23 protein-coding genes are annotated in these 24964 nt (G+C 39.7%); 16 read left to right on the top strand and 7 right to left on the bottom strand.

The window, feature by feature from the left end:
* Positions 1–9 precede the first annotated feature (9 nt).
* The 3 genes from nrtS (at position 10) to L3V41_RS14250 (ending at position 1644) form a co-directional block, all read left to right on the top strand.
* Entirely contained in the window at positions 10–375 is a 366-nt protein-coding gene (nrtS, locus tag L3V41_RS14260; protein WP_209438183.1) for a nitrate/nitrite transporter NrtS, read from the top strand.
* A gap of 137 nt (positions 376–512) precedes the next feature.
* A complete protein-coding gene (locus L3V41_RS14255; RefSeq protein ID WP_193988689.1) occupies positions 513–1064 on the top strand; it encodes a cytochrome b in 552 nt (183 codons plus the stop codon).
* A 1-nt stretch (position 1065) separates the two neighbouring features.
* Positions 1066–1644: a YceI family protein gene (locus tag L3V41_RS14250; protein WP_062568870.1), complete on the top strand. Its 579-nt coding sequence runs from the start codon at positions 1066–1068 to the stop codon at positions 1642–1644.
* 20 nt (positions 1645–1664) lie between these two features.
* Here L3V41_RS14250 and L3V41_RS14245 read toward each other — a convergent pair whose 3' ends face one another.
* The 3 genes from L3V41_RS14245 to L3V41_RS14235 form a co-directional block, all read right to left on the bottom strand.
* Positions 1665–2528 carry a TIGR02285 family protein gene (locus L3V41_RS14245; protein ID WP_062568871.1) on the bottom strand — a complete coding sequence of 288 codons (864 nt, stop codon included), beginning with the start codon at positions 2526–2528 and terminating at the stop codon, positions 1665–1667.
* Between the two features lie 100 nt (positions 2529–2628).
* The gene (locus L3V41_RS14240; RefSeq protein ID WP_165381452.1) at positions 2629–2796 is read right to left on the bottom strand and encodes a hypothetical protein; all 168 of its coding nucleotides are present in this window, start codon (positions 2794–2796) and stop codon (positions 2629–2631) included.
* Positions 2797–3211: 415 nt separating this feature from the next.
* A complete protein-coding gene (locus tag L3V41_RS14235) occupies positions 3212–3646 on the bottom strand; it encodes a hypothetical protein (RefSeq protein WP_237127971.1) in 435 nt (144 codons plus the stop codon).
* Positions 3647–3918: 272 nt separating this feature from the next.
* Between L3V41_RS14235 and L3V41_RS14230 the strand changes: the two genes are divergently transcribed.
* The 6 genes from L3V41_RS14230 (at position 3919) to icd (ending at position 14192) form a co-directional block, all read left to right on the top strand.
* Positions 3919–4494, top strand: a complete 576-nt coding sequence (locus tag L3V41_RS14230; RefSeq protein WP_237127970.1) for a hypothetical protein — start codon at positions 3919–3921, stop codon at positions 4492–4494.
* A gap of 47 nt (positions 4495–4541) precedes the next feature.
* Positions 4542–5483 (top strand): hypothetical protein, encoded by a 942-nt coding sequence (locus L3V41_RS14225; protein ID WP_062568874.1) that lies wholly within the window; start codon positions 4542–4544, stop codon positions 5481–5483.
* 9 nt (positions 5484–5492) lie between these two features.
* Complete coding sequence (locus L3V41_RS14220) at positions 5493–7742, top strand: NAD(P)-binding protein (protein ID WP_062568875.1); 2250 nt, start codon at positions 5493–5495, stop codon at positions 7740–7742.
* A 124-nt stretch (positions 7743–7866) separates the two neighbouring features.
* The gene (locus L3V41_RS14215) at positions 7867–10119 is read left to right on the top strand and encodes a TonB-dependent receptor (RefSeq protein ID WP_237127969.1); all 2253 of its coding nucleotides are present in this window, start codon (positions 7867–7869) and stop codon (positions 10117–10119) included.
* 77 nt (positions 10120–10196) lie between these two features.
* Positions 10197–12833: a 7TM diverse intracellular signaling domain-containing protein gene (locus L3V41_RS14210; RefSeq protein WP_193988949.1), complete on the top strand. Its 2637-nt coding sequence runs from the start codon at positions 10197–10199 to the stop codon at positions 12831–12833.
* Between the two features lie 93 nt (positions 12834–12926).
* Positions 12927–14192 (top strand): NADP-dependent isocitrate dehydrogenase, encoded by a 1266-nt coding sequence (icd, locus tag L3V41_RS14205; RefSeq protein ID WP_193988693.1) that lies wholly within the window; start codon positions 12927–12929, stop codon positions 14190–14192.
* A gap of 5 nt (positions 14193–14197) precedes the next feature.
* On the opposite strand, the gene L3V41_RS14200 is transcribed toward icd, so the two are convergent.
* A complete protein-coding gene (locus L3V41_RS14200) occupies positions 14198–14641 on the bottom strand; it encodes a hypothetical protein (protein WP_193988694.1) in 444 nt (147 codons plus the stop codon).
* A gap of 111 nt (positions 14642–14752) precedes the next feature.
* Positions 14753–15700 carry a LysR family transcriptional regulator gene (locus tag L3V41_RS14195; protein ID WP_193988695.1) on the bottom strand — a complete coding sequence of 316 codons (948 nt, stop codon included), beginning with the start codon at positions 15698–15700 and terminating at the stop codon, positions 14753–14755.
* 105 nt (positions 15701–15805) lie between these two features.
* Here L3V41_RS14195 and aceK point away from each other — a divergent pair, with 105 nt between their 5' ends.
* From aceK to L3V41_RS14175, 4 genes are all read left to right on the top strand, one after another.
* The gene (gene aceK / locus L3V41_RS14190) at positions 15806–17608 is read left to right on the top strand and encodes a bifunctional isocitrate dehydrogenase kinase/phosphatase (RefSeq protein WP_193988696.1); all 1803 of its coding nucleotides are present in this window, start codon (positions 15806–15808) and stop codon (positions 17606–17608) included.
* A 62-nt stretch (positions 17609–17670) separates the two neighbouring features.
* A complete protein-coding gene (locus tag L3V41_RS14185; protein ID WP_062568882.1) occupies positions 17671–18066 on the top strand; it encodes a hypothetical protein in 396 nt (131 codons plus the stop codon).
* A gap of 8 nt (positions 18067–18074) precedes the next feature.
* Entirely contained in the window at positions 18075–19037 is a 963-nt protein-coding gene (locus L3V41_RS14180; RefSeq protein WP_062568883.1) for a zinc-binding dehydrogenase, read from the top strand.
* Positions 19038–19090: 53 nt separating this feature from the next.
* Complete coding sequence (locus tag L3V41_RS14175; RefSeq protein WP_237127968.1) at positions 19091–19345, top strand: DUF2999 family protein; 255 nt, start codon at positions 19091–19093, stop codon at positions 19343–19345.
* A gap of 6 nt (positions 19346–19351) precedes the next feature.
* Here the strand turns inward: L3V41_RS14175 and L3V41_RS14170 are convergent, their stop codons facing one another.
* A complete protein-coding gene (locus L3V41_RS14170) occupies positions 19352–20053 on the bottom strand; it encodes a PilZ domain-containing protein (protein WP_062568885.1) in 702 nt (233 codons plus the stop codon).
* 193 nt (positions 20054–20246) lie between these two features.
* Between L3V41_RS14170 and lepB the strand changes: the two genes are divergently transcribed.
* A complete protein-coding gene (lepB, locus tag L3V41_RS14165) occupies positions 20247–20906 on the top strand; it encodes a signal peptidase I (RefSeq protein ID WP_083515298.1) in 660 nt (219 codons plus the stop codon).
* 74 nt (positions 20907–20980) lie between these two features.
* Here the strand turns inward: lepB and metG are convergent, their stop codons facing one another.
* Positions 20981–23005 carry a methionine--tRNA ligase gene (gene metG, locus L3V41_RS14160; RefSeq protein WP_062569395.1) on the bottom strand — a complete coding sequence of 675 codons (2025 nt, stop codon included), beginning with the start codon at positions 23003–23005 and terminating at the stop codon, positions 20981–20983.
* Positions 23006–23181: 176 nt separating this feature from the next.
* On the opposite strand from metG, the gene apbC reads away from it, so the two are divergent.
* Entirely contained in the window at positions 23182–24258 is a 1077-nt protein-coding gene (gene apbC / locus L3V41_RS14155; protein ID WP_237127967.1) for an iron-sulfur cluster carrier protein ApbC, read from the top strand.
* A 3-nt stretch (positions 24259–24261) separates the two neighbouring features.
* Complete coding sequence (dcd, locus tag L3V41_RS14150; RefSeq protein WP_062568887.1) at positions 24262–24849, top strand: dCTP deaminase; 588 nt, start codon at positions 24262–24264, stop codon at positions 24847–24849.
* Positions 24850–24964: the final 115 nt, after the last annotated feature.

Here is a 24964-nt window from a genome sequence, read left to right as displayed (position 1 = left end):
GAGCATATCGTGATCAAATCAATTCTATTTTTAAAGGTCGCATTTAACAAAAGAACCTTAGTTACCGGTTTTAAGACTGCCCTTATTGTGGGGATTTTCTTAAACATAATTAATCAAGGCGATCTCATTCTAAGTATGAAATTAGCCGATGTTCATTGGCTCAAACTAGGACTGACCTTTTGTGTACCATTTTTCGTGTCTGTGTATTCTGCAACAATAGCACGTTTAAGGTTTGACCCAGGAACAAGAGCATGGGTTGAAGCGCAGTTAAGCTGTGGCAAATGTAATAAAGTGTCGTTGCATGTACTCAAAAATCACTTAGTTGGTGAATGTAGTAAATGCAGAGACAAAACGCTTTGGTACAAAAACCATTAACACTTTCTATTCAAGGGAAGTTATATCGCTGTATAAATATGTGCGTAAATGCACAGATGATGTTTGTTTAACGCTATTTTAATTGCAAATAAGCTAGGCTATTCTATCAGTAGGAATAGCGATTTTCGGAAAAGAGTATGTTAAGCAACACTAAAACCAGCTACGGATGGGTAGCAATTGCACTTCATTGGTTAATGGCTCTTGGGGTGTTTGGCCTGTTTGGCTTGGGTGTCTATATGGTTGAGCTAACTTATTATGATGCTTGGTATAAAGGCTCCCTTGATTTACATAAAAGTGTAGGGATTACCTTAGCTGCTGTTTTACTTTTTCGTTTTGGTTGGCGGTTACTCGGTACACAACCTGAACCGGTATCTAATACTAAAACCATGAACTTTATTGCTCACTCAGTACATAAAATAATTTATCTATTACTTATCGTCATTGTTATAACGGGTTATTTAATCTCGACAGCAGATGGACGTGCTATTGACGTATTTAATTTATTTGCTGTACCCGCGTTGCCAGGTTCAATTGCTAATCAAGAAGATATTGCAGGTGAAATTCACTTTTATGCCACATACGGGCTAATAGGTGTTGTTGTTTTACATGCATTAGGGGCACTAAAACATCATTTTATCGATAAAGATAAAACCTTAACTAGAATGATCAAACCACTAAAGGATGATTAATATGAAAAAGTTACTTTTAAGCACGGCATTAAGTGCGGCGTTATTTTCTACTGCAAATGCGAATGCAGCAGACTATGTGATTGATACAGACGGTGCCCATGCATTCGTTACTTTTAAGATTAAACACTTAGGCTATAGCTGGCTGCATGGCCGCTTTAACACTTTTTCAGGTGATTTTAGCTACGATGATAAAAAGCCTGATGCCTCTAAAATCAATGTAACGATTGAAACAAAGAGTATTGATTCTAACCACGCTGAACGTGATAAGCACCTACGTGGTAAAGACTTTTTAAATGTAGATAAGCACCCAACAGCGACGTTTAAAAGTACTTCAATTAAATTTGACGAAGAGGGTGATGAAGCTGATGTAACGGGTGAATTCACTTTAAATGGCGTCACTAAAACGATTACCTTTGAAATTGATAAAATAGGTGAAGGTAAAGATCCATGGGGGGGTTACCGTGTTGGTTTTGAAGGTGAAACAAGCCTAAAACTTGCTGACTACGGCATTGATTACAACCTTGGACCTGCATCTACACATGTGGATATTGGTTTATTTATTGAAGGTGTTCGTAAGTAACATTGTTTTAAAAGTGCCGCTTAATGAGCGGCACTTTCATTTCTATCCTTGAGCCTTTTCTCTAAAATTGGTTTTAAATTATCAGGTAACCAGCGCACTAAAATATCGTGATATTCTTGTGTATGTGCGATTTTTTCTAATGCAACATCTAATTGGCTAATAATGTGCCGGCCTTGTTCATTATTGGTGCAACCAATAAACCCCTCACTTAACTTGGGTGCCTCCGTAAGAGTGAGTTGTGTTAGTTTGTCTTCGAAGCCCATTGAATGAGCTAGATAATAGTGCTCGCTTGGATAACCCAATAGAATATCAATGCGTTTTTTACTTAGCATGTAAGTAAGGCTCGCTAAAGTATCACTGCCTGGGCGAAATATTATATTGGCATCATGATTGGTGTTTATCACGTCATCAATACTTTTACCAAACGAGCGGCTCATAGATACCCCAAGTGCAAGGTGGTTATCATTTAGCAGAGCTTTTAAAGAAATTGCTTTACTGGGGTCTAAATCGAGCGCTTTAATTAGCTCTTTTCGTATGGCTATTGATGGGGATAATCCAATTGTTGAGGTATGAGAGCTAAAAGCAATGTGCTGTTTACGATGCTCATTTTGATACAACGACAACATACAGTAATTGTTTTGTGGATTCGAAAGTTCGTGTATCACACGACTCGACGGATAAAGGGTATGTGTGAATCGATAATCGGGTAACGCTTTTTCTATCATTTTCATAACACTTTCGTCCCGTCCAGTACCTTCATAACGGTCATTCATGATGTAATAGGGTGCGAAATCAACGACTACCCATTGAATGGTTTTTGTTTGTTTTTCGGCGAATGAAGCTGCACAAAAAAAGAATAGTAAAAGAACACAGGCACGGCGCATCTTACTACCTATTAATAGTTAAAAATATAAGTGTAGCAGGGTTTTAGCTCAATGCAGAGAAGTAAAAACTAAAACGCCAGCAGAGCTGGCGTTTTTCGGTTTAGTTGGCTTTTAGCCATTTCACAAATTGGCGGGCATCACTGGCCTTTTGGAAAATGGCGTTTTTCAAGCCTTGCGTGTCACTAAAAATTACACGCTGTTTGTTAACCGATATTGACTGCACAGGATGTGCAATTTGGATCAGGGATCCATTGTATTTATATGACATAATAAAACTCACTCTTTCTGTTTGTCAGATTCTGTAGAGCTTTAAAGGCAGTTAAAAAATACAGTCTGACATTTGTTGTCTTGCGTACAGTGTTGACTAAGTTTGTGACAGTTTGGTGATAATTTTGAAATTCATCAAATTGTCATTTGGTAACACGACGTCGCAAGTATTTATACGAATATGCGGGAATTACTGGATCAAGGTAAGGGGTTAACCGCGAGGTTTCTAAAAACCAGACAACTAGACTACTTCACGAATGTTTTTTATGCAAGCTTTATTTTTAAAAAATCTACTTTAAATAGTGGCTTTTAATGTAGTGCTATAACTGCGTTATTTTTAAGGGAAGTGCTCGTTTACTCAAGCTATACAAAGACAAGCAAATAGACGTATTTACTTGTCTTTTAAATGTTTGCTGTTAATTAAGTACTTTAATTTGCTCAACTGAGGATACGTCTACATGAGTTTGGTAATAGTATTTATTTGTAGCTCGTCCTTGTGAGATGAAGTCTATTGTCACGCGTTTTGCTTCTCCCGTGACTTCTATTTCTTTATCAATAAAAAATGTCTCCGGAGATTCACCATATTTTTTAGTGAGTTCAGGTACAACTTTATAGTTTAAGACAACTGTAATTGACCTTCTATCACGGTAATCTTCTTCAGTATTTAAAAAAACGTCACCGCTGTGTTTTCCGGCGGCTTTAATATGAAATTTAAATATGCCTTTAACACTGTCTGGCGCACTCGCTTCACTTAAAGCAATCACGTCCATGGTATTACTCGTATCTATACGTGATGGTGATGAACTGCATGCAGCCAATGCTAATGTAGAGAGTAAAAGTAAGTATTTCATATTTAACTTCCTTGTAAGTGTTTAAATGATGTTTATTGGGTACAAATCGGCAGTTAGAGTAATTATTCAATATGTCAAAAGCAACAGGATTATCTTTATTTATTAATTAGTTTTATGCAGTAGTCAGCAAAGGTCTCTACAGTCTTTCAAGTTAATCCATATCAATTTGAAGGGGATAGCTTGCCCAGGCTTAATATAGCTGGATGTTTTTTTGAAACAGGCGTATTCTAATCGGGACAACAAAAATAATATTTAATAATAGAAGTAGATTCATGAATTACCTCTTGGTAACAGATATTTTTGGTAAAACAGCTCATTTAACACAGCTTGCCTTGCAGCTTAGAAATCGAGTTAGAATGTGCGACCCATATATGGGGCAAATACAATTGCCAACAAATGAATCAGCCCAATATCAGCACTTTTTGAATGAGTGTGGGCATGACACCTATTTCGAGCGTGTCCACTTTACATTAACAACGATAAAACGTCCTACAACGATTATTGCTTTTAGCGCGGGAGCATCAGCAGCGTGGCGAGCACAAGCAGAACTACATAACCCTTTTATAAAGCAGCTCATTGCTTTTTATCCTTCGCAAGTGAGACACCACCTTTCGTTGAATGCGAATATACCTTGTCGATTTATTTTTCCACACAGCGAAGCGCATTTTGATATTGCGCCTGTGGTGGCAGCTTTAAATGAAAAGGACAGGGTAGAGTGCAGTATAACTGAATATGCGCATGGCTTTATGAATGCTTTATCTGAAAATTTTGATTTAAATGCTTATAAGTATTTTACCTCGCACTTACTTGCAAATGAGACAAGCTCAGCGCAATCAATACCTAATTAGAAAATCTGGTCTATAGTCATTACTAAATAATAATTAAAGTAATTACTATGTCTACAAATCAAACATACAGCCACTTTTTATCTAACCCTGTAGCTAAACCTCCATGCAGGATGCTCAATGCGAACATGTATGGCTTTTTTGTTTCCGCTTCTGAGCAAAAAATGCAGCATTATGTCGATCTTACGCTTAATAAACTTGCCAATGACTCGACAACGTTTAATGTTTTAGGGGAAACCTGCTTACTCACATTCACCGATATTGAAAAAATATCGTCACTTGCAGCACCTTTTTCTGAACATGGCTGGATGCAGGAAACGGATATTATCATTTGGTTGCCTGTCGCTAAAATGTTACATGGCGATATTAGCTATCTGTATTGGTACCCTGCATTTATTAGTGTGAATAATGTTTATGCGCTGATCAATGGTCGTGAAACATGGGGATACAATAAATATCTGTGTGACTATGAAATGCCCAGTAACATTGATGATAGCGGGCGATTCTCAGTGTCCTTGCAGTGTTTTGATAAGTTTTCGCCTGACTCCATGTTAGCTCAGCATGAGTTGCTCACTATAACGCGAGTGATAAAGCAAAAGCCCGAGAGTTTGTTAGATAATGTGGGGCAATTTGCAGAGCGTGTCGCCTCGGTTTTAAGTGATGACTACACAGGGATTGATTTATCATTGTTAAAGCAATTACTTGATGGTTTCATTCATCCTCAAATGGACCAAATTTTATATAAACAATTTCCTGATGGTGAGGGGGAAAATTCTGTTTATAAAGCTGTTGTCCACTCACCCTCAGTGATAAAAAAAATTCATCAGCTAACGCTTTTAAAAAATGATTACAGCCTTAATGTTAATTTTTTAGCGAGCTTTCCGCTAAACGATATGTTTGGTATTGCTCTTGGTAAGCAAGCTGTACACCTACCGTTTTATGTCAGCATGGACTTTGATCAACTTGGCGCAACTGAAATTTTATCTGCGTAAGGGAAGAGTATGCAAAAAGAAAAAATTACCATAGTGGGTGGAGGAGTAGCTGCAATGACAGCTGCAGTTTACTTAACTGAACAGGCTGATTGGCAACAAAAGCGTGAAATTACAGTTTATCAACAAGGTTGGCGATTAGGTGGCAAGGGCGCGAGTGGGCGCAATAGCCATTTTGCAGAGCGTATTGAAGAGCATGGATTGCATGTTTGGTTTGGTGCATATGTAAATAGTTTTCGTACTTTGCAAGGAGTGTATAACTCATTAAACAGGCCAGCTACACGTCCACTTGCTACATGGCAAGAAGCATTTAAACCCCATAGCTTTATTGCCCTGCAGGAGTACATTGATAACGAGTGGCAAACGTGGCCAATTGATTTTCCGACAGTTGCAGGCAACCCAGCAGATGGAAGTTTAGACATCACTGTTTGGGATTTTGTAACCATGACTTTGGCTTGGTTAAAAAAGTGGACTGAAGACATCGAAGAAATATGCGAACAACATCACGCTGAAACAAGATTGGTGACAAAAAAATCGCGGGATCAATCATTACTTAAATACATGTATCAGAAAATTAAAACTGATATTGATCATACCCTAAGTAGTACTAAGCAATTTATTAATGATATTGAGTCAGATGCTGGTGAGATTATCTCAAGTCCTCGTTCACTATTGACGCATTTACTGCAATTTTCTTCGCAACAAACAACGCACACCGACACACAAGCCGATCGTTTAGTTATCTGGTATATCGTACGAAAACTGAAACGTTGGTTTAAAGCCCAAGTGATTGACTTATTGGATGACAGCCCAGAACTACGTCGACTTTTTATTAGTGCAGATTTAGCGATTGCAATGCTAACAGGGCTTATAAAAGACAAAGTTTATCGTGATGGTTTCGCCGTTATTAATTGTTACGACTTTCGACAATGGCTTGAGAAAAATGGCGCGAATAAAGCCTATAGTGTGAACTCTGCGCCAATCAGAGGCTTTTACGATTTGGTTTTTGCTTATCCAGATGGTGATTTTAATAAACCCGATGTTGAAGCAGGTGTGGCTGCACTTGCCATGTTGCGTATAGGTCTTTGTTATAAAGGCGGGGTAATGTGGAAAATGCAAGCAGGTATGGGAGATGTGATATTTGCACCAGTTTACGAGCTTTTGAAAAAACGGGGTGTGAAATTTAAATTTTTCCATCAACTCACCAACCTTGAAGCCGGTCAGGACACACAGGGTAAGGCGGTCGTTTCAAAGGTTGAGCTATGCCAACAAGTTAAGCTGGCAGTAGGAGAGTATGAACCTTTAGTCGACGTTAAAGGTTTACCGTGCTGGCCAAGTGAACCTATTTTTTCACAGATTGAGCCAAGCCAGGCTCATTTACTTCAGGAATACCAAATAAACCTAGAGTCTTTCTGGACTTCTTGGCCTGAGGTGTATGAAGAGCAGTTTAAGAAACCTCTCCCTAGTATTAAATTAACTCATGGGGTCGATTTCGATATACTTATTTTAGGCGTATCAGTTGCGTCACTTGAGCACCTTGCCAGTGAGTTAATTGAGTTAGATAGCAATTTAGCAAAGCAATCGCAGCAGGTAAAAAGTGTTGCTACGCAAGCTTGTCAGGTATGGCTAAATAAAACTGATCAGCAGTTAGGGTTTGATTACAGCGTACTGAGTAAAGAGAAGCCAATTCTTAGTGGTTTTGTTGAGCCATTTGATACATGGGCAGCGATGGCTAATTTAATCGATAAAGAAGACTGGCCAAAACATAATGCCCCTGTAAATATCGCTTACTTTTGTAGTGCACTGAGCTGCAATAGCTACCCAGCAGCAACAAATCATCAGTTTCCAATTAAAATGAAAGAAGCTGTTAAAGCGAATATGAAAAATTTATTTAACCTTGATATGTCAGCCTTATGGCCAAACGCTTACGACAGTAATAATCAGTTTGATTGGCAAGTTTTTTTTAATGACCCAAGCAGCATTTTACCTGTATTCGAGCAACAGTACTGGCGGGCAAATATTGACCCGAGTGAGCGTTATGTTTTGTCGGTGACAGGGTCTAGCCAATACCGCTTAGCCACGGATGGTACCATGTTTAATAATTTAAGAATTACAGGAGATTGGATTAAAACAGGTGTTAATGCGGGCTGTGTTGAAGCGGCTGTGATGGCCGGAATGCAAACCTCAAGGTCGTTATGCGGTTATCCAGAAATTATTAGTGGTGAGTATGCATTTGAAAAAACAGATAAGAGCATTAAATGAGGGCTAAATAGTTTGATATTTCACAAATTATGTGTGAATTATGCGACTTTAGTCTTTTATATGGTCTATACTTACGTTAATTACAAGAATTTAACAAGTTTCCCTCTTTTAAGGTCTGACCAATATGAAGCGTCACTATCTTATTGGCCCAACATTACTCGTATTATTGCTTGGTAATGGAGTAACTAGCGAAGTTGCTCATGGGTCTGAGACTGAAAAAGACATGGAAGTTATCAGTGTTTATGCGCAAAAGCGTCCTCAAGCAATTGAAGATGTGGGCGTTGCTGTCAGCCAAGTGAGTGGCCAAAAATTAAAGAATCAACATTTTAAAGATTCGACTGAAATCGCCTTATTTGCGCCCAATGTAAAAATAACTCAAAACGCTGCTGAGGGGACGCCACCGGCTGTAAGTATACGTGGGGTCGGTTTGCTTGATTATAATACGGCCAACACCTCACCTGTGGGTATGTATTTAGATGGCGTTGCAGTTGGCTCTGCCAATAACCAAATTATTAATTTATATGACATAGACCAGCTCGATATACTGCGAGGTCCACAAGGCACACTATTTGGACGTAACTCCACCGGTGGGGCAATTCTGATCCGTACTAATCGCCCAGAGTTTGATAGCTATGGCGCACTAACGCTTGGCATAGCCAATAATAATGCGACCAGTATTGATGGTATTTGGAATCAGCAAGTCAGTGATACAAGTGCGCTACGCTTTGCTGTTAATTATCAAGATTATGACTATTCCACAGAAAACATTTTCAGTGATTCACCCGAAGCGGGAATGGAGCAAAAAAATGCCCGTGTGTCATTTTTAACGCAATGGGACAAGGTTGATGTGTACTTACAAGCACACATCGAAGATTGGGATGGAATTGTGCAACCTGTTGGTAATATTGGTATTGTAGCTAACCCACTCACTGGTGAATTATGTTCCCCTAGCGAAGCAGGCTCAACGCGTTGTTTTGATAGTTTTGGTTTTAATGATGGCAGTGACGACTTCTTTACTGTGAGTGTAAATAACGATTCACCACACAGCTCGGATGGTTATGGCTTTATTGGGGAAGTGAATTGGCATCTTAGTGAGCAAAGTACGTTTACTTCACTGTCAAGTTTTAACGATTTAGAACGCAGCCATGCATTTAACTGTGATGGCTCCCCAGCTCGTTTATGCGAAGGGGTGTTAGGTTTAGATACTCAGCTATTTAGCCAAGAGTTTAGGCTACTAAATGAATTTGAAAACTACACGCTCACCAGTGGTGTCTATTTTGCAGATGAAAACATAGAACAGGACAATCTTAACGATATTTTACGCGATCTGCGCGGCATTTTACCTAGCAACTTAACGGCAACGTTTATCTACGACAATGAAATTAGTATGCAAAACCTTGCGCTTTTTAGCCAGATAGAAGTACCGTTTGCTACACGCTGGATAATAAGTGCAGGACTGAGGTACGACTACGAATCACTCGATTATAACTCCGTGGCAACCTTAAATACTGTGATAGACCCTACCAATCTAGAGGGAGTTAATGTGCCTTTTTATGAGGTTGTAGACTCTCAATCTGATAACGGTGTAACAGGGCAACTTACCATTAACTATGCGCTCAGCGATGCAACTAATATGTATTATCGGTTTGCCAATGGGAGTAAAAGTGGTGGCTATAATGGCGGGTTTTTATCGTCAGAAGAACAAGCTATTTTAGCTAATTATGGCAAAGAGCGACTGAATGCGCATGAAGTGGGTTTAAAATCATGGTGGCCGAAGCAGAACTTGAGAATGAACTGGGCTGGTTTTTATTATGATTACAATGATCAGCAAGTATTTATGAATCAGCCGTCAGAAACACCGCAAATGCCACCCGTACAATTGCTTGAAAATGTCGGTAACTCAATTATTTATGGTCTTGAAAGCGAAGTTTATTACCAGCCATACAATGATTTAGCCTTGGTTTTAACTGTAGGCTATATTCCGCATGCTGAATTTGAAGAGTATGTTGATCCACTCGGAAACAGTATTACTGATAACCGCTTGCCTTTTACATCTAAATGGAATGTTGCCGCAAGCCTGCAATATGATACTTATATAGCCAACAACCCACTTACGGCTTCTCTAAGTTACGATTATCAGTCTGATTTTTACTTTGATCAGAATATGAATCCTTATGCGCACCAAGAAGGTTTTAGTATCGTAAATGCCAACGTGAAATATGGTGTCGATAATTGGTCATTTATCTTGTGGGGGAAAAACCTATTTGATACTGAGCATAGCCAACTGAAGTTCGATTTAAGCTCGTTCTTGGGCATGTTAGAAGATTTCAAAGGTGAGGGGCGTCGTTATGGTTTCGATGTTGCCTATCATTTTTAATCGAGTTGTTCTTGCTTAATTGAGATAGATGAATGAGATTTAAGTTCTATGTAGGCAGTCTGCTTTTTCTTCTTAGCATGATGTTTTCGGCCAATGCTGCGCAAACTTATGTTTATACAGATGACTCAGCTGAGCAGAATTTACATGATGTTGGGCAAGTACTCATGGCAAAGGATAATATGTTTCCTCAGTCAGCGGCTAACATTAACCAGTGGCAGGCAAGTAAAACACCTCAATCTCGCATTAGTTCGGTGGGCGGGAGTTATTGGCTGATCGTTAAGATAGATAACCAAAGTAATAGAGAAGATTTGGTGCTCTATCCTTACAATACGCTTGTATCGAAAATTGAAAGTCGTGTCTATGACCTAACAGATCCTAGCAAACCTGTTCAGCACTATCTTACAGGAGGTGTCGAGAGAAACCAGTTTGCATTCCATTATGGTAATCGGCTAACCCTAGAAAAGGGAAAGCAGTATGTATTGATTACTTACTTTGAAAGTGATTATTTTTATACGCCTGCAAAACTTGTGTTAACGCCGTACCAGAGTTATTTTGATACTATCACTGTAGAGAATATGGTGATGATGCTGTGCTTTGGAGTTGGCATTGCGCTTGGTTTATATAATTTGTTAATTTACCTTGTTTCCAGAGATGTCACTCACCTTTATTATGCGCTCTTTACTGCTTCATGGGTGTTCGCGTGGAGTCATTTTTTTCATATATCTGACCAATTATTTGGCTATTACAATCCTCATTTGCATTGGCTCGGTTTCGCACTAACGCCACTCACAAATATATTATTTTATAATAACCTACTGAAATTAAAAGAGACTTTTCCAAAGCTTGCACAGCTGTCAATGACTGTGGGTGTTATTGCGACACTCGGTATTCCTTTTTGTATTTTATGGCCAAGTTTTGGTTTCTACTGGTCTACGGTGGTCACGGGTATTGCACTGTGTTTGGGTTTATACATTGGTGTGCGCTGTATGCTTAAAGGGTTTAAACCCGCGCGTTACTTTGTGTTGGCTTACCTTGCGATGATGCTACCAAATATGGTTGGTAATTTAACTAACCTTGGCTTGTTGCCTGCTACAACGGTTAACTTATATTTGCTCGGTCTAATCGGCACGGCGATGGATGCTATGTTACTGGCTTTTGCTGTTGCTGATAAATTTAGGCTACTGCACGATGATAATGTTGAACTGACCAAAAACTTAGAAGAAAAAGTACATTCTCGAACATTAGAGCTTGAACAACTTGCTGATGAATTACGCGATGCTAACCAAGCGAAAAGCCGTTTTCTTGCTAATATTAGCCACGAAATTCGCACGCCCATGACCTCTATAATTGGTTATGCGGACGGTATAATGCTCGGTGATATAAAACCCCATGAACGTAACCATGGTATTGGGGTTATTTTACAAAATAGTCGGCATGTGCTTGGTTTAATTAATGATATTTTAGATATGTCAAAAATTGAGGCTAACAAGCTTGAGATTGAACTGATAGAAACGGACTTATTTGCCACAATTGCCAATATTGAATCCCTAATAGGTAAACAAATTCGTGATAAAGGCCTTAAATTTAGTGTTGATTATCAATTTCCTTTACCTGATTACATTGTCACTGATCCAAGTCGATTAAGACAGATCTTGTTGAACCTAACAACTAATGCGCTCAAATTTACGCAAGTGGGGCGCATTACACTGTCGGTAAGTTGTGATAACGATATTCTTACAATCAGTGTTAAAGACACAGGTATTGGTATGACAGATGCTGAGCAAGCATCGCTGTTTAGTGCGTTTTACCAAGCTGACTCGTCTATCTCACGTCAGTATGGTGGGACAGGGCTGGGTTTAAATATTTCGAAAAGTTTAGCAGCAAAACTCGATGGCGACATTAGTGTTAAGAGTCATGTAGGCTCAGGCAGTGAATTTATATTGTCGATGGCAGTCTACAAAACAGAAAAAACACGTTGGCTAAATAACATTAGTGAAGTCAGGCTGGTAGAAACATCGCCATTTTGTAAATTAGATGAACCAGAAAATTTAAAAGGTCATGTACTTCTCGCTGAAGATCATCCAGATAACAGGCGTTTAATTGCACGAATTCTAGAACGGATGGGCTTGACAGTAACCACGGTAGAAAATGGTAAAGATGCTGTCCAACAAACGTTAGAAAATACCTTCGATTTGATTTTATTGGATATACAAATGCCGATAATGGACGGTCAAGAAGCATTAAAAATGATGCAAGCAACAGGGGTGACAGCACCTATTATTGCGCTGACTGCAAATACTATGAAACATGAAATTGAGCGTTACATGAAGCAAGGATTTGTCGATTTAATCGCAAAGCCGATAGATCGAAATGCTTTTAGCCATCAAATTTCCAGCTATTTGGACTGCGACGAATTAAGCGATATCAAATTACCAGATAAAGAGTTTCAAGTTTTAAAAGATGATTATATAAAAGGGCTTGAGGATCAGTATCGAGAAATGCGTGAGCAGTACAAAGTTATGGATATTGATGGCTTGAGTAAAAATGTTCACATGCTAAAAGGCGCTGCTAATATGTTTGAATGTGAGCAACTATATGTGAAAGCCGTTGCGGTGGATACGGCACTTAAAAATGACACGGTGACTTTAGATGCGCAGCTCTTTACCTCTTTGTTTTGCGCCATGCAAGATGAAATCACTAAAGTGAATTATTAATGCCTTGAATAGTGACTATTCGCGCACAGGCGCAGACAGTGAGGTAAATCGTTGCTATTAATAGCTTTAAATAATAATCAATAAGAAGCGAATATGTCGTATCAACACATTTCCATCCCCGAGCAGGGAGAGCAAATCACGATTGACTCATCTGGCGTATGGCATATCCCTTCACATCCTATCGTTGCTTACATAGAAGGTGATGGAGTCGGGCAGGATATTACCCCTGTGATGCGCAGTGTTGTCGATTCTGCGGTGTACCATGCTTATCACGATGAAAAGAAAATTCATTGGATGGAAGTATTTAATGGTGAAAAAGCGGCTGTACTGTATGATGGTGATTGGTTTCCCCAAGAAACCTTGCACGCCGTTAGACAATACAAAATAGCGATTAAAGGCCCTTTAACAACACCCCTTGGAGGAGGTTTTCGCTCTTTGAATGTGGCCCTTCGCCATGAAATGGATTTGTTCGTTAATATGCGGCCAATTCGCAGCTATTCACGCCTTCCTTCGCCCTTAAAAGAGCCTGAGAAAACCAACATAACAGTCATCCGTGATAGTTCTGAAGATGTGTATTCGGGAATTGAATGGCAGGCAGGAAGCGTTGATAACGAACGCATGCTTGATTTTTTGTGTCAAGAAATGGGAGTAACCCGACTGAGGTTTGACACACAGTGTGGCATTGGTATTAAGAATAGTTCAAAAGACGGGGCTGAGCGTTTGATGCGTTATGCTGTTAATTATGCACTTCAACAAAAAAGCGACTCACTGACGGTGGTGCACAAAGGTAATGTGCTTAAATTTACCGATGGTGCCTTTAAACGATGGGCGTTTGCCCTTGCAGAGCAAGAATTTAATGCGCTTCCTCACGAAAATGGTCGTTGGTTAGTTATCAAACGCGACGGCTTAAGTGATTTAACTATTAAAGAAGTGATTGCTGATAATATGTTGCAACAAGCCCTACTGACCCCAGAGCAATTTGATGTGGTTGTTACAACGAATCAAAACGGCGATTACTTAGCAGATATGTTAACAGCGCAAGTAGGTGGAGTTGGCATTATGCCTGCGGCAAATTTAAACAATGACGTGGCATTTTTTGAACCTACTCATGGCACATTTAATCGTATTGCTGGCGAGAATACTGCAAACCCAACAAGTAGCATTTTAAGTGCAGTGATGATGCTACGGTTTATGAAATGGCATGAAGCGGCAGATAAAATAGAGCTGGCATTAGAATCAACTTTGGCTGCGAATGAAATGACTTTTGATTTGGCGACTCATTCGGCCGGTGCGACGATGCTTAGTTGCAGTGACTTTGCAAAAAGCATCATCGCTCGAATAAGGAATTCAAGTAAATAGACATATTAAGCTGCATTGGCGCTTTTAACTGCGTAGACACAAGGCTTTCCTGTGAGTTCAGCTGCACGTTGATAAATACGCTCAGCACCTGGCTCATTGCTTGTTATGCCTGTTAGTGTATCCATTAAAGCAACAACTAAAATAGCAGGCACTTGGCAGCAATATTCGTCAAGAACCGCCGTCGTTGTTTGTGCATCAACATGGCAATGTGGATGTGTACGCACTGTGCTATACGCTGTTAATAATGTGTCTGCTTGTAAAACATCATCTTCTTGATGTTTAGTTTTACGGCATTGACAACCAAACTCATCAACCATAGTGGCAAGTGTTTGATAAATATCTTCACAAGCGAGGTCACTTTTTTTACAAAGCTGCTGCTCGATGAATGCGTGTAATTGACCATTAATGTAAAGGCCGTCCTGTTGAGTGAATTGCGCTGAAGTTTCCATAATTATCTTCTCTTTGTTTATGTGCTTAACTTCACTCTAGCGCCTCAATCATTATTTATGAAATTGTTGTTTTCAATAACTGATATTGATTTTATCAATATTGTGGTGGTTTTACCGATCTGCCACTGTGCTTGCAAAAGCAATAAGTTCTCTGCGCAGCCATTGATGTGGGTTTGAATGATGCAATAACGGACTCCACAGCATTTTCACTTCAATCGGTACGATTTGAAATGGCACAGGGCTTATGACTAAATCAGTATGCTTTACTAATAACATGGCTTGTCGGCGAGGCAGGGTTGCGATGAGGTTTTTTGATTGGCACAGTAAACTTGCAACCATGTAATGGCGGGTAAACACACGAATATTGCGAGTTTGTTCTAATTGCCATAACGCTTCATCAACCCAACCTAACTTTTGACTGCCAGATTTATTTGTTAGCGCCGTTTCTGCACCCCAGCCTGCACGGTTTACCCATATATGCTCTTGTTTTAGGTAGCTCTCAAGTGATTGTGCTTGTAGATAAGGGTTGTCGGGATGGCTTAAGCAGCAATAATTATCACGCCAAACACTGGCCTGATGAAAAGAGCGAGGAAGGCCGTTGAAGCGGTTAATCGCCAAATCGATCGTACCTTTTTCCATGTCTTGTAGGGTTACGTCACTGGGGCTCAAAATATCAAAATTAAGACCAGGATTTTTTTCTAGCTGCTGTGTGATAAATGGCGCAATAAGTGTTGATTCAAGGTAGTCGTTTGCCATGATCCGAAAAGTAACACTAGCCGTGCTAGGGTCGAATAGTTCACTTGGCTGAGTAATTTCTTCTGCCATTTTTAACAGCGATTCTATTTCAGGCTTAAGACTTAAGGCTTTCGCTGTAGGAGTCATTGCGCCCGCGGCTCTTACTAATAGTGGGTCATCAAATAAATCACGCAGTCGCTTCAGTGCGTTACTCATCGCCGGTTGTGTTAGGGCAAGTTTATTTGCAGCCTTAGACACACTTTGCTCGTCGATGAGCACATTTAGATACACTAAAAGGTTGAGGTCAACATGCCTAATATTCATCTGATCAATCTTATTTATTCTTGCTATTAATTATCTAAATTTAAGCGTGCTTGCTATGGTGTGTAAACAGCACCATTAAAATAATCAGTATAAGCGACATTAATAATGCCAAATGAAGTTATACAACAAAAAACGCAATCAGAGCAATTAACACAGGTTATAGCCACTAAGCTTGCACGTGCAGTCTTCGCAGGCTTTGAAGCTATGTTTGCGGAGTTTTTAAATATTACTTTAGGTGCACAAAGTCGTTTTGAGCAGTGCCAATGGCAGCAAGTTCAACAGATGATGAAGTTACGCTTACAAGTCTACGAAGGGCAAGTGAGTAAAGTTAGCAACGCTGTAAAAATCATTGCATATAGTGAAGTGGATGACCCTGCACTTTGGCTTTTAGCGAAACAGATTTATGGTGAGATGGTACAAAACCATGAAAATCAGCCTATTGCTCACACATTTTTTAATTCGACATTTGGCGCTATTTGGGACTCTCGAAAGATCCGTAATGTTCATTTATTTGTTTTAAAGGCACGTTATCGATTAGGGCCTAGACCATTTGATTCTTTAGTGAGTCGCATCTCACTCAAAGATGGTTTCGATGAGGCAGTCTCGTCATTAATTAAGCGCCATGTATTTCGGGTCGGTTATGCAAACTTTGACGATGATGTAGTGCTTTTGCAGCGCACACTGATTGCAGGTGCCAAACATCAATGCCCACAAGTATATCAATTACTTACACTTAACGATGGTTACATTGAGTATGCCAACTCCTTATTTTTTAGAAATAAAGCGTGCTACATAATAGGTCGATGCATTGCAAAAAATGGCGATAACATGCCATTTGCCATTGCATTATTAAATACAGAGCGAGGCCTCGAGATTGATGCTGTGATGATGGGAGCTGACCAACTGAGCTTACTTTTCGGTTTTGCACGCACTTATTTTATGGTGGATACGGACCAGCCAGCTCGTTACATTGATTACTTAAGTGTGTTAATGCCTCACAAGCAACGTTTTGAACTGTTCAATGCGATAGGATTTATTAAACATGCAAAAACAGAGTTCTATCGTTACAAAGTAGATACGACTCGCAGCAGTCCTAGTGATGATAAATATGTAATTGCCCCTGGTACACCGGGGATGGTGATGTTAGTGTTCACAACACCTTGCTCAGATTATGTTTACAAAGTAATAAAAGATAGGTTCAACGCACCAAAAACAGCCACTAAAAAGCAAGTCATGGCGAAATACGATTATGTAAAACAAGCAGATCGTGTGGGCCGCTTGGTTGATACACATGAATTTCGTTATCTTGCTTTTGACTTGAGCCGTTTTAGTGATGAGTTATTACAAACGATGCAGCAGCAAATCGGTGATAGTTTAGTCATATCTGGCAATGCAATCATCCTTCGTCATGTTTACGTAGAGCGCAAAATGACACCACTAAATTTGTATATTAAGCAATGCGATGAACGAAAGCTCGAACAGGTGATGAACGATTACGGAAAAGCAATTAAGGAGCTTGCCGGTGCGAATATCTTCCCAGGAGATATGTTAATGAAGAACTTTGGTGTGACGCGATGGGGGAGAGTGGTGTTTTATGATTATGACGAAATTTGCCCATTGACTGATTGCAACTTTAGAGAATTACCGCAAACAGATGATGCGTTAGACGAGCTCAATAGTGATAGTTATTTTGATATTGCTGATAACGACATTTTTCCTAGTCAATTCAATGTATTCTTTAGTGCTAATGAAGCCGCATTTGCGTTCTTTAATCATCACCACCATGATATTTTTACCGCAACCATGTGGCAAGATATTCAAAGGGCAATAAATAATGGTCAACTATTTGATGTATATCCTTATAAACAGTCTTGGCGTTTTTCACAGATGAGAAAATCTCAACCTTAAATCCTTAATTGGAACAAAGAACTAACGTAAGCTAAGCAGTTCATAAAACAAGGACAGAGATAATGAAAAAAATAACGCTTATTGCAAGTTTGCTACTTAGTATCAATGTGAATGCCAATCCATTACTTGGCAGCTGGCAGTTTATTGAAGGAAAGTATGCTGTTGAAGATGGTTATGTGACAGCGAAAGCCCCCGAATTGAGCTCGGTAAAATTAATCACTGACTCTCATTTTAGTTACATAACACAAAAAAATGGCCAGTTTCACTATGCTGGTGGTGGTGAATATATTCTTAAAGAGCAACAATTTATCGAAACATTTTCCTATGGTAATGTACCTTCATTATTAGGAAAAACGATGGCATTTGATTACAAAGTTGAAGACGATGTTTGGCACCATACTTTGTACGAAAATGGCAAATTGATTGAAGCCGAAACATGGCGACGCATTACAAAATAGGGGCTGCTATGCGCTACATTAAGCACGAAGATTCAAACTTACACTTTGCACACATCAACCCTCCAGAGATAAAACCACACGAGGTGTTAGTTAAGGTCGCCGCTATTGGGGTTAATCGTGCTGACTGCATGCAGCGACAGGGAAAGTATCCTGCCCCTGCAGGAGATAGCCCTATATTAGGACTTGAATGTGCAGGAGTGGTTGTTGAACAAGGTAGCAAAGTGACTAAAGATTGGCTAAATCAGCGGATTTTTACTTTGTGTGCAGGGGGGGCTTATAGCGAATATGTAGCGGTAGATGCGGCTCAAATAATGCCCTTAGCTGAGTCAATGACCATGGCACAAGGGGCTGCGATAAGTGAGGTCTATTTGACGGCTTATTCTGCCTTGTTTCAATTTGGTGGTCTTAAAGAAGGACACACTGCACTTATTCATGCAGGAGCCAGTGGGGTAGGCGGTGCAGCAATTCAAATGGCGAAAAGCATCGGTGCGAATGTCGTGGTGACAGCAGGAAGTGAAGAAAAGTGTCATCATGCAAAAGCAATGGGGGCTGATCATGCTATCAATTATAAAACAACCGATTTTGTCGAGTATATGAAAAACAATGAGCTCACAGCGAATACCATTGTTGATCCAGTCTCTGGTAGCTACTTAAACAAAAACGCCCATGTTGCAGCCATGGATTGCCAAATAGTTATGCTGGCATTTTTGGATAACCGCTTTGCAGAGGTTGATTTCGCTCGATTGCTTAGTAAACGAATTTCTTTTCATGCTTCTACGCTAAGGAATCGCAGCAATGAATTTAAGCGTACTTTGCGCGACCAGTTTATTTCACGTTTTTATGACACATTAGCTGCTGGTGGCTTTGATTATAATATTTATAAAACGCTCAATTGGGCACAGGCAAGTGAAGCGCATCGAATTTTGGATAACAACGAAAACGCAGGCAAAGTAGTGTTATTAGTTGAATAACACCAAAACGCCCATATAATTTCTTTACATTCAAAGTCTAAGTAAAGGTTAGTATGAACCCGATTATAGAAACTCTAAAAGAACATAATGTTAGTGACGAACAAGTGCATGCCTTATTCAGTGCTTTCTTAGAAAATCCAATGTTGGCGATGGCGCAAATACAACAACTAGGTATCCCGCCAGAAAAACTGCAGCAGTTAATGGCTTTAGTAATGACACAGCCGAATCTAATTAAAGAGGCGGCTGAGTCACTCGGTATTAATGCTGAGCAAGTTGAGCAGGCTAAGCAACAGTTTAAAAATCAATAAATTAGTTTAATCTATATCAATTGCATAAGCTTCCAGTAGCTTGTGCAATTTATATTGCTCATCTTCGGCAAACTCAATACCAACATTTAATCGATCGCCTTTCATTTGATTGTTTCTAATGTATGCCCTAATAACTTGCGTAGAGCTATCTTGCGGCGAAAGGATATGTACAAAGACTTGGCGACGTTTTAGAGCTAAAAAGCCGGTTTTGACATGGATAGCAAAGCGACAACCTGTCGGCGAAATATCAATAATCAGCCCATGCAACAATGTTTTATCATCATCTGATGGGTTTTCGGTTACGCTAATTTTTGCAGGGATATGAGTTTGTAACCTGCTTGCTTCACGTAGTTGGCGACTTTCAATATTTTTTGGGTAAGCTAAATACATCAAACGTTCAGGGCGAACGGTTAATGCAATGATATTGGTTGTGAAAGCAACACACTCACCGCGTTGATCTTCAACGATGTAGCGCACAATAGCACCATTGCCTTCAACTAGCACATCTTTGAAATCATTTTTACCAACTTGTGCAGGGCACTTCAAAATTAAGTACTTTCCGGTTTCATAGCCAACAAGTGTTAACTTAAATCGAATAGAAATAGGGTTACTAAACTGTAAATCAATTAGCTTGCCAGGCAAGAGGTCTAAGAAAAAGGGTGACTTGTTTGCTAACTGAGGTGCTGTTTTTTCTTTTGTAACATCCATTTACGGGTATTTTGTGATTATTATTTTCTTTAGTATCTGTTATTCGGAACATAAAATCACTACTACAAAATGGTGAAATTAATTTTTGACTTTAATACTTATTGTTTTGTTACATTTTATACTGAACTTGCAGTTGGCCAGCGACGTCTTAATTGACGAATCAAATTTAAATTAACGGGTTCTAGGAGGGAAGATGAGAAGATTATATAAACTTTGGAAAAATAACCGCTCGCTCATTATCTTTATTTGTTTAATGAGCGTATTCAGAAGTGCTGTGGCTGATTGGTATGAAGTACCTACTGCTTCAATGAACCCAACAATTGTTGAAGGTGATCGGATTCTAACAAATAAAATGGCTTATGATTTGCGGCTTCCTTTTACTCATACTTCCTTAATGAGAACAGCTGAACCTGAAGTGGGAGATATCATTGTTTTTGACTCTAAAGCAGCTAATAATCGTCTAATTAAGCGAGTAATTGGTTTACCGGGTGATACCGTCAGTATGATTAATAATGAGCTGATCATTAATGACCAAGCAATCAGCTACACAAAGTTAAAAGAGAATGATATTGAGCAAACTTTAATAGAGAACTTGCCTAGCGCGGCACATGTTATTCAGGTTTCAAAAACGCCTTCTTTGGTACAGCACTTTTCTAAAGTGACTATTCCTAAGGATATGTATTTAGTAATGGGCGATAATCGTGACAACAGTGCAGATTCCAGAGTAATAGGTTTTGTGCCTCGAGATGAGCTACTTGGTAAAGCGAATAAAGTCATCGTGTCACTTGATTATGATAATAATTATTTTCCACGCAAAGAACGTGTTTTAAAGGATTTGTACTCAGCTCCTTAATTTCAGCCAAAATTTTCAGACAAAATAAAACCGTTGTGTCTAAAAACACAACGGTTCTTTTAAGAGCGATAAGATTACATTACGCGCATGCCAGGCTCTGAGCCTTCGTCAGGGTTAAGAATATAAATTTCTTTACCGCCAGGGCCTGCTGCCAATACCATGCCCTCAGACATACCAAAACGCATCTTACGAGGCTTAAGGTTTGCTACCATTACCGTTAGCTTTCCTTCAATGTCTTCTGGTGCATACGCAGATTTAATACCTGCGAATACTTGGCGAGTTTCGCCACCTAAATCTAACGTCAGTTTTAATAACTTATCTGCGCCTTCAACGTGTTCTGCTTTGGCAATTTTCGCTACGCGTAAATCAACTTTCGCAAAGTCATCAAACTCAATCTCTGGGCTAATTGGCTCTTTTGCCAATGGGCTGTTTGGGTCGATTTTATCTTTTTCAGCCACAAGGCTTTCTTTAGATTCTTCAATCATTTTGTTTACTTTATCCATTTCTACACGTTGCATTAACGGTTTGAATTTATTGATTGCGTGACCTTTAAGTGCCGTTTTAGCGCCTTGCCATGCTAAATCGTCATTTAAGAAGGTTTCAACATTAGCTGCCATGCCTGGCAGAACAGGTTTTAAGTAAGTGATAAGTACACGGAACATATTTAAACCAAGTGAGCACACATCATGCGCTTCTTGTTGTTTAGTTTCGTCTTTAATTAACACCCATGGAGCTTTAGCATCAATAAACTGGTTGGCTTTATCTGCAAGCGCCATAATCTCACGAATAGCACGGCTGTATTCACGATTTTCGTAGTGATTAGCGATACTGTCTGCGGCATTTTGGAATTCACCTAGTAATGCTTCGTCCATAACTGTGTCGCTTAATTTTCCGTCAAACTTTTTAGTGATAAAGCTGGCACAACGGCTCGCGATATTAACAACTTTACCTACTAAATCTGAGTTTACACGCAGTGCGAAGTCTTCAAGGTTTAAATCAAGATCAGTAATGCCACCGTTAAGCTTTGCAGCATAGTAGTAACGTAAGTACTCTGGATCTAGGTTATCAAGGTAAGTGCGAGCTTTAACAAAAGTGCCTTTAGATTTTGACATCTTGGCGCCATTTACAGTCACAAAACCATGGGCGAAAACGTTTGTAGGTTTTCTAAATTTTGCGCCATCAAGCATTGCAGGCCAGAATAAGCTATGGAAATAAATGATGTCTTTGCCAATAAAGTGGTAAAGCTCAGCATCGGAATCTTCAGCCCAAAATGCATCAAAATCGATGCCTTTTTTATCACATAGATTTTTGAAACTCGCCATGTAACCGATTGGTGCATCTAACCAAACATAAAAGTACTTGCCAGGCGCACCCGGAATTTCAAAACCGAAGTAAGGCGCATCACGGCTAATGTCCCATTGTTGAAGGCCATCAGCAAACCATTCATCCAATTTATTGGCCATTTCTTGTTGGATAGAACCTGAATGCAACCATTCTTTTAACATGCCTTCAAATGCCGGTAGGTCAAAGAAGTAGTGTTCAGAGTCTTTTAATACAGGCTCTGCGCCCGACATCACTGAACGCGGATTAATAAGCTCTGTCGGACTATAGGTTGCGCCACATGCATCACAGCTGTCGCCATTTTGGTCTTCAGATTTACACGTAGGGCATGTGCCTGTTACAAATCGGTCAGGTAAGAAAATACCTTTCTCTTGGTCAAAAAGTTGCGAAATAGTGTGCTTTTTGATGTGACCAGCGTCATTTAAGCGGTTATAGATAAGTTCACTAAGCGCTTTATTCTCGTCACTGTGGGTACTGTGATAATTATCAAATTCGATATTAAAATCAGCAAAGTCGCGTTGACGTTCAATGCTGACATTTTTAACCATCTCTTCAGGCGTGATCCCTTGCTTCTGCGCATTAAGCATAATTGGAGTGCCGTGAGCATCGTCTGCACAAACATAGTAGGTCTCATGACCTTGTTGCTTCTGAAAACGTGCCCAAATATCAGTTTGTATATATTCTAATAAATGACCTAAGTGAGTCGGGCCATTGGCATAAGGTAATGCGCTAGTTATGAGGATCTTTCGCTGTGCCATAATCATTCCGAATTGAGGATAACCGCCTTTAAAATACGCGATTATCATATTTTAACCACCTACTTGTCAGTCTATGCTTAACAAGCAGGTGATATTTATTAATTGTCTGGTTTTAATGCTTTGAATGTTACATAATTCCGTGGCACTTTTCATCAAAGAAACGCTATTTTATTGCTATGTTTGGACTGTCAAAAATATTCTCTGGAAAATCGACTGAAAAAGCATCGATGCTTGAGGCATTGGCTGCTTATCGAAGTAGTGCTTTTGCGATAGGCATAGAACAAAGCTGGGTGAAAGATATTCAGCAAACTGATGGCAAAAGTTGGCATGTTAAGCTTGTTCTGCCTTTTGCAGGGCTGGGTGAAATTCATGATATTGAAGCATTCATCAACCAAAAGTTGGCTTGTAAAGTAACGATTGAAGCCCAGGTGAAACTGTCAGAAGCTAGTAAGTTTAAGCAGATTAAACATATTATACTCGTAGCTTCCGGTAAAGGTGGAGTTGGTAAATCGACTACGGCAGTCAATTTAGCAGCGGCACTTCAACAAGAAGGCGCTAAAGTGGGGATATTGGATGCTGATATATATGGCCCATCTATTCCACTGTTGCTTGGCTTGCAGGGCGCTGAGCCAAAAACAGCAGACAATAAACATCTACTGCCTTTTGAAGCACATAACCTCAAAGCGCAATCAATAGGTTTTTTAGTTCCGAGTGATGATGCGACTGTGTGGCGTGGCCCCATGGCTTCGGGGGCGCTTAATCAGCTGTTAAATGAAACCGATTGGGGGAAGCTAGATTATTTGATTGTCGATATGCCCCCAGGCACTGGCGATATTCAATTGACTATGAGCCAAAAAGTGCCAGCCAGCGGCACTGTGATCATCACAACACCTCAAGATTTAGCATTAGCAGATGCACAAAAAGGTATCGCAATGTTTAATAAAGTAAATGTGCCTGTATTGGGTCTTATCGAAAACATGAGTTACTTTTTGTGTGGTCACTGTGGAGAGCCAAACCATGTGTTTGGGAAAGATGGTGCAGTTACTTTAGCTCATCGTCATGGTGTGCCTGTACTTGCGACAATTCCACTAGCAACAGAGATTCGTGAAAGTTCTGAACAAGGTCACTTAATTGCGCAAAATAACGCAGAAAGTATTAGTGAAACATACAAGACAGCAGCACGCGTACTTGCGAGCAGTTTATATTACCAACAAGCGCAAAGCGCTGTTGAGATTGTTATAACGGATGATTAATAAATGAGATTATCAGATACCCATATTCAACAATACATTAATGATGGCCGTATTGTTATTGAGCCCTCGCCAAGTAAGGCAATGATTTCAGGAGTCACAGTCGATTTACGCTTGGGTAATAAGTTTCGTGTTTTTCAGGATCACACCGCCGCCTATGTCGATTTGAGTGGACCAAAAGATCAGCTAAATAAAGCGATGGAATCAATAATGAGTGATGAAATCGTGTTAAATGAAGATGAGGCTTTTTTCCTACACCCAGGTGAACTAGCACTCGCAATTACTTACGAAAAAGTGACTCTACCAGCTGATATAGTGGGTTGGCTTGATGGGCGTTCATCTCTGGCGCGACTTGGCTTGATGGTGCACGTAACAGCACACCGTATTGACCCTGGTTGGTCTGGCAACATTGTACTGGAGTTTTATAACTCTGGAAAATTGCCACTTGCACTGCGTCCAATGATGAAGATAGGGGCAATGAGTTTTGAAACAATGACGAGTCCTTCTGAGAACCCATATAACACACGTAAAGATGCAAAATATAAAGATCAAAACTCCGCTGTAGCAAGTCGTATTAGTGACGATAGCAAGTAAAGTCTAATGCGGTGGTTTATTTGACCGCCGCAAATCCCTCCTTATTTATATAATTAGTTCCTATAAAATTGGCAATTTAAGCGCTTAGATCCCATACTTTTATCTATGTTTGGTG

The organism is Pseudoalteromonas sp. L21, from assembly GCF_021728035.1.
In the GTDB taxonomy this organism is placed as follows: Bacteria; Pseudomonadota; Gammaproteobacteria; order Enterobacterales; family Alteromonadaceae; genus Pseudoalteromonas; species Pseudoalteromonas arabiensis.
Note: the sequence above shows the minus strand (reverse complement) of the source record. Positions and strands in the feature narration are given on the sequence as shown.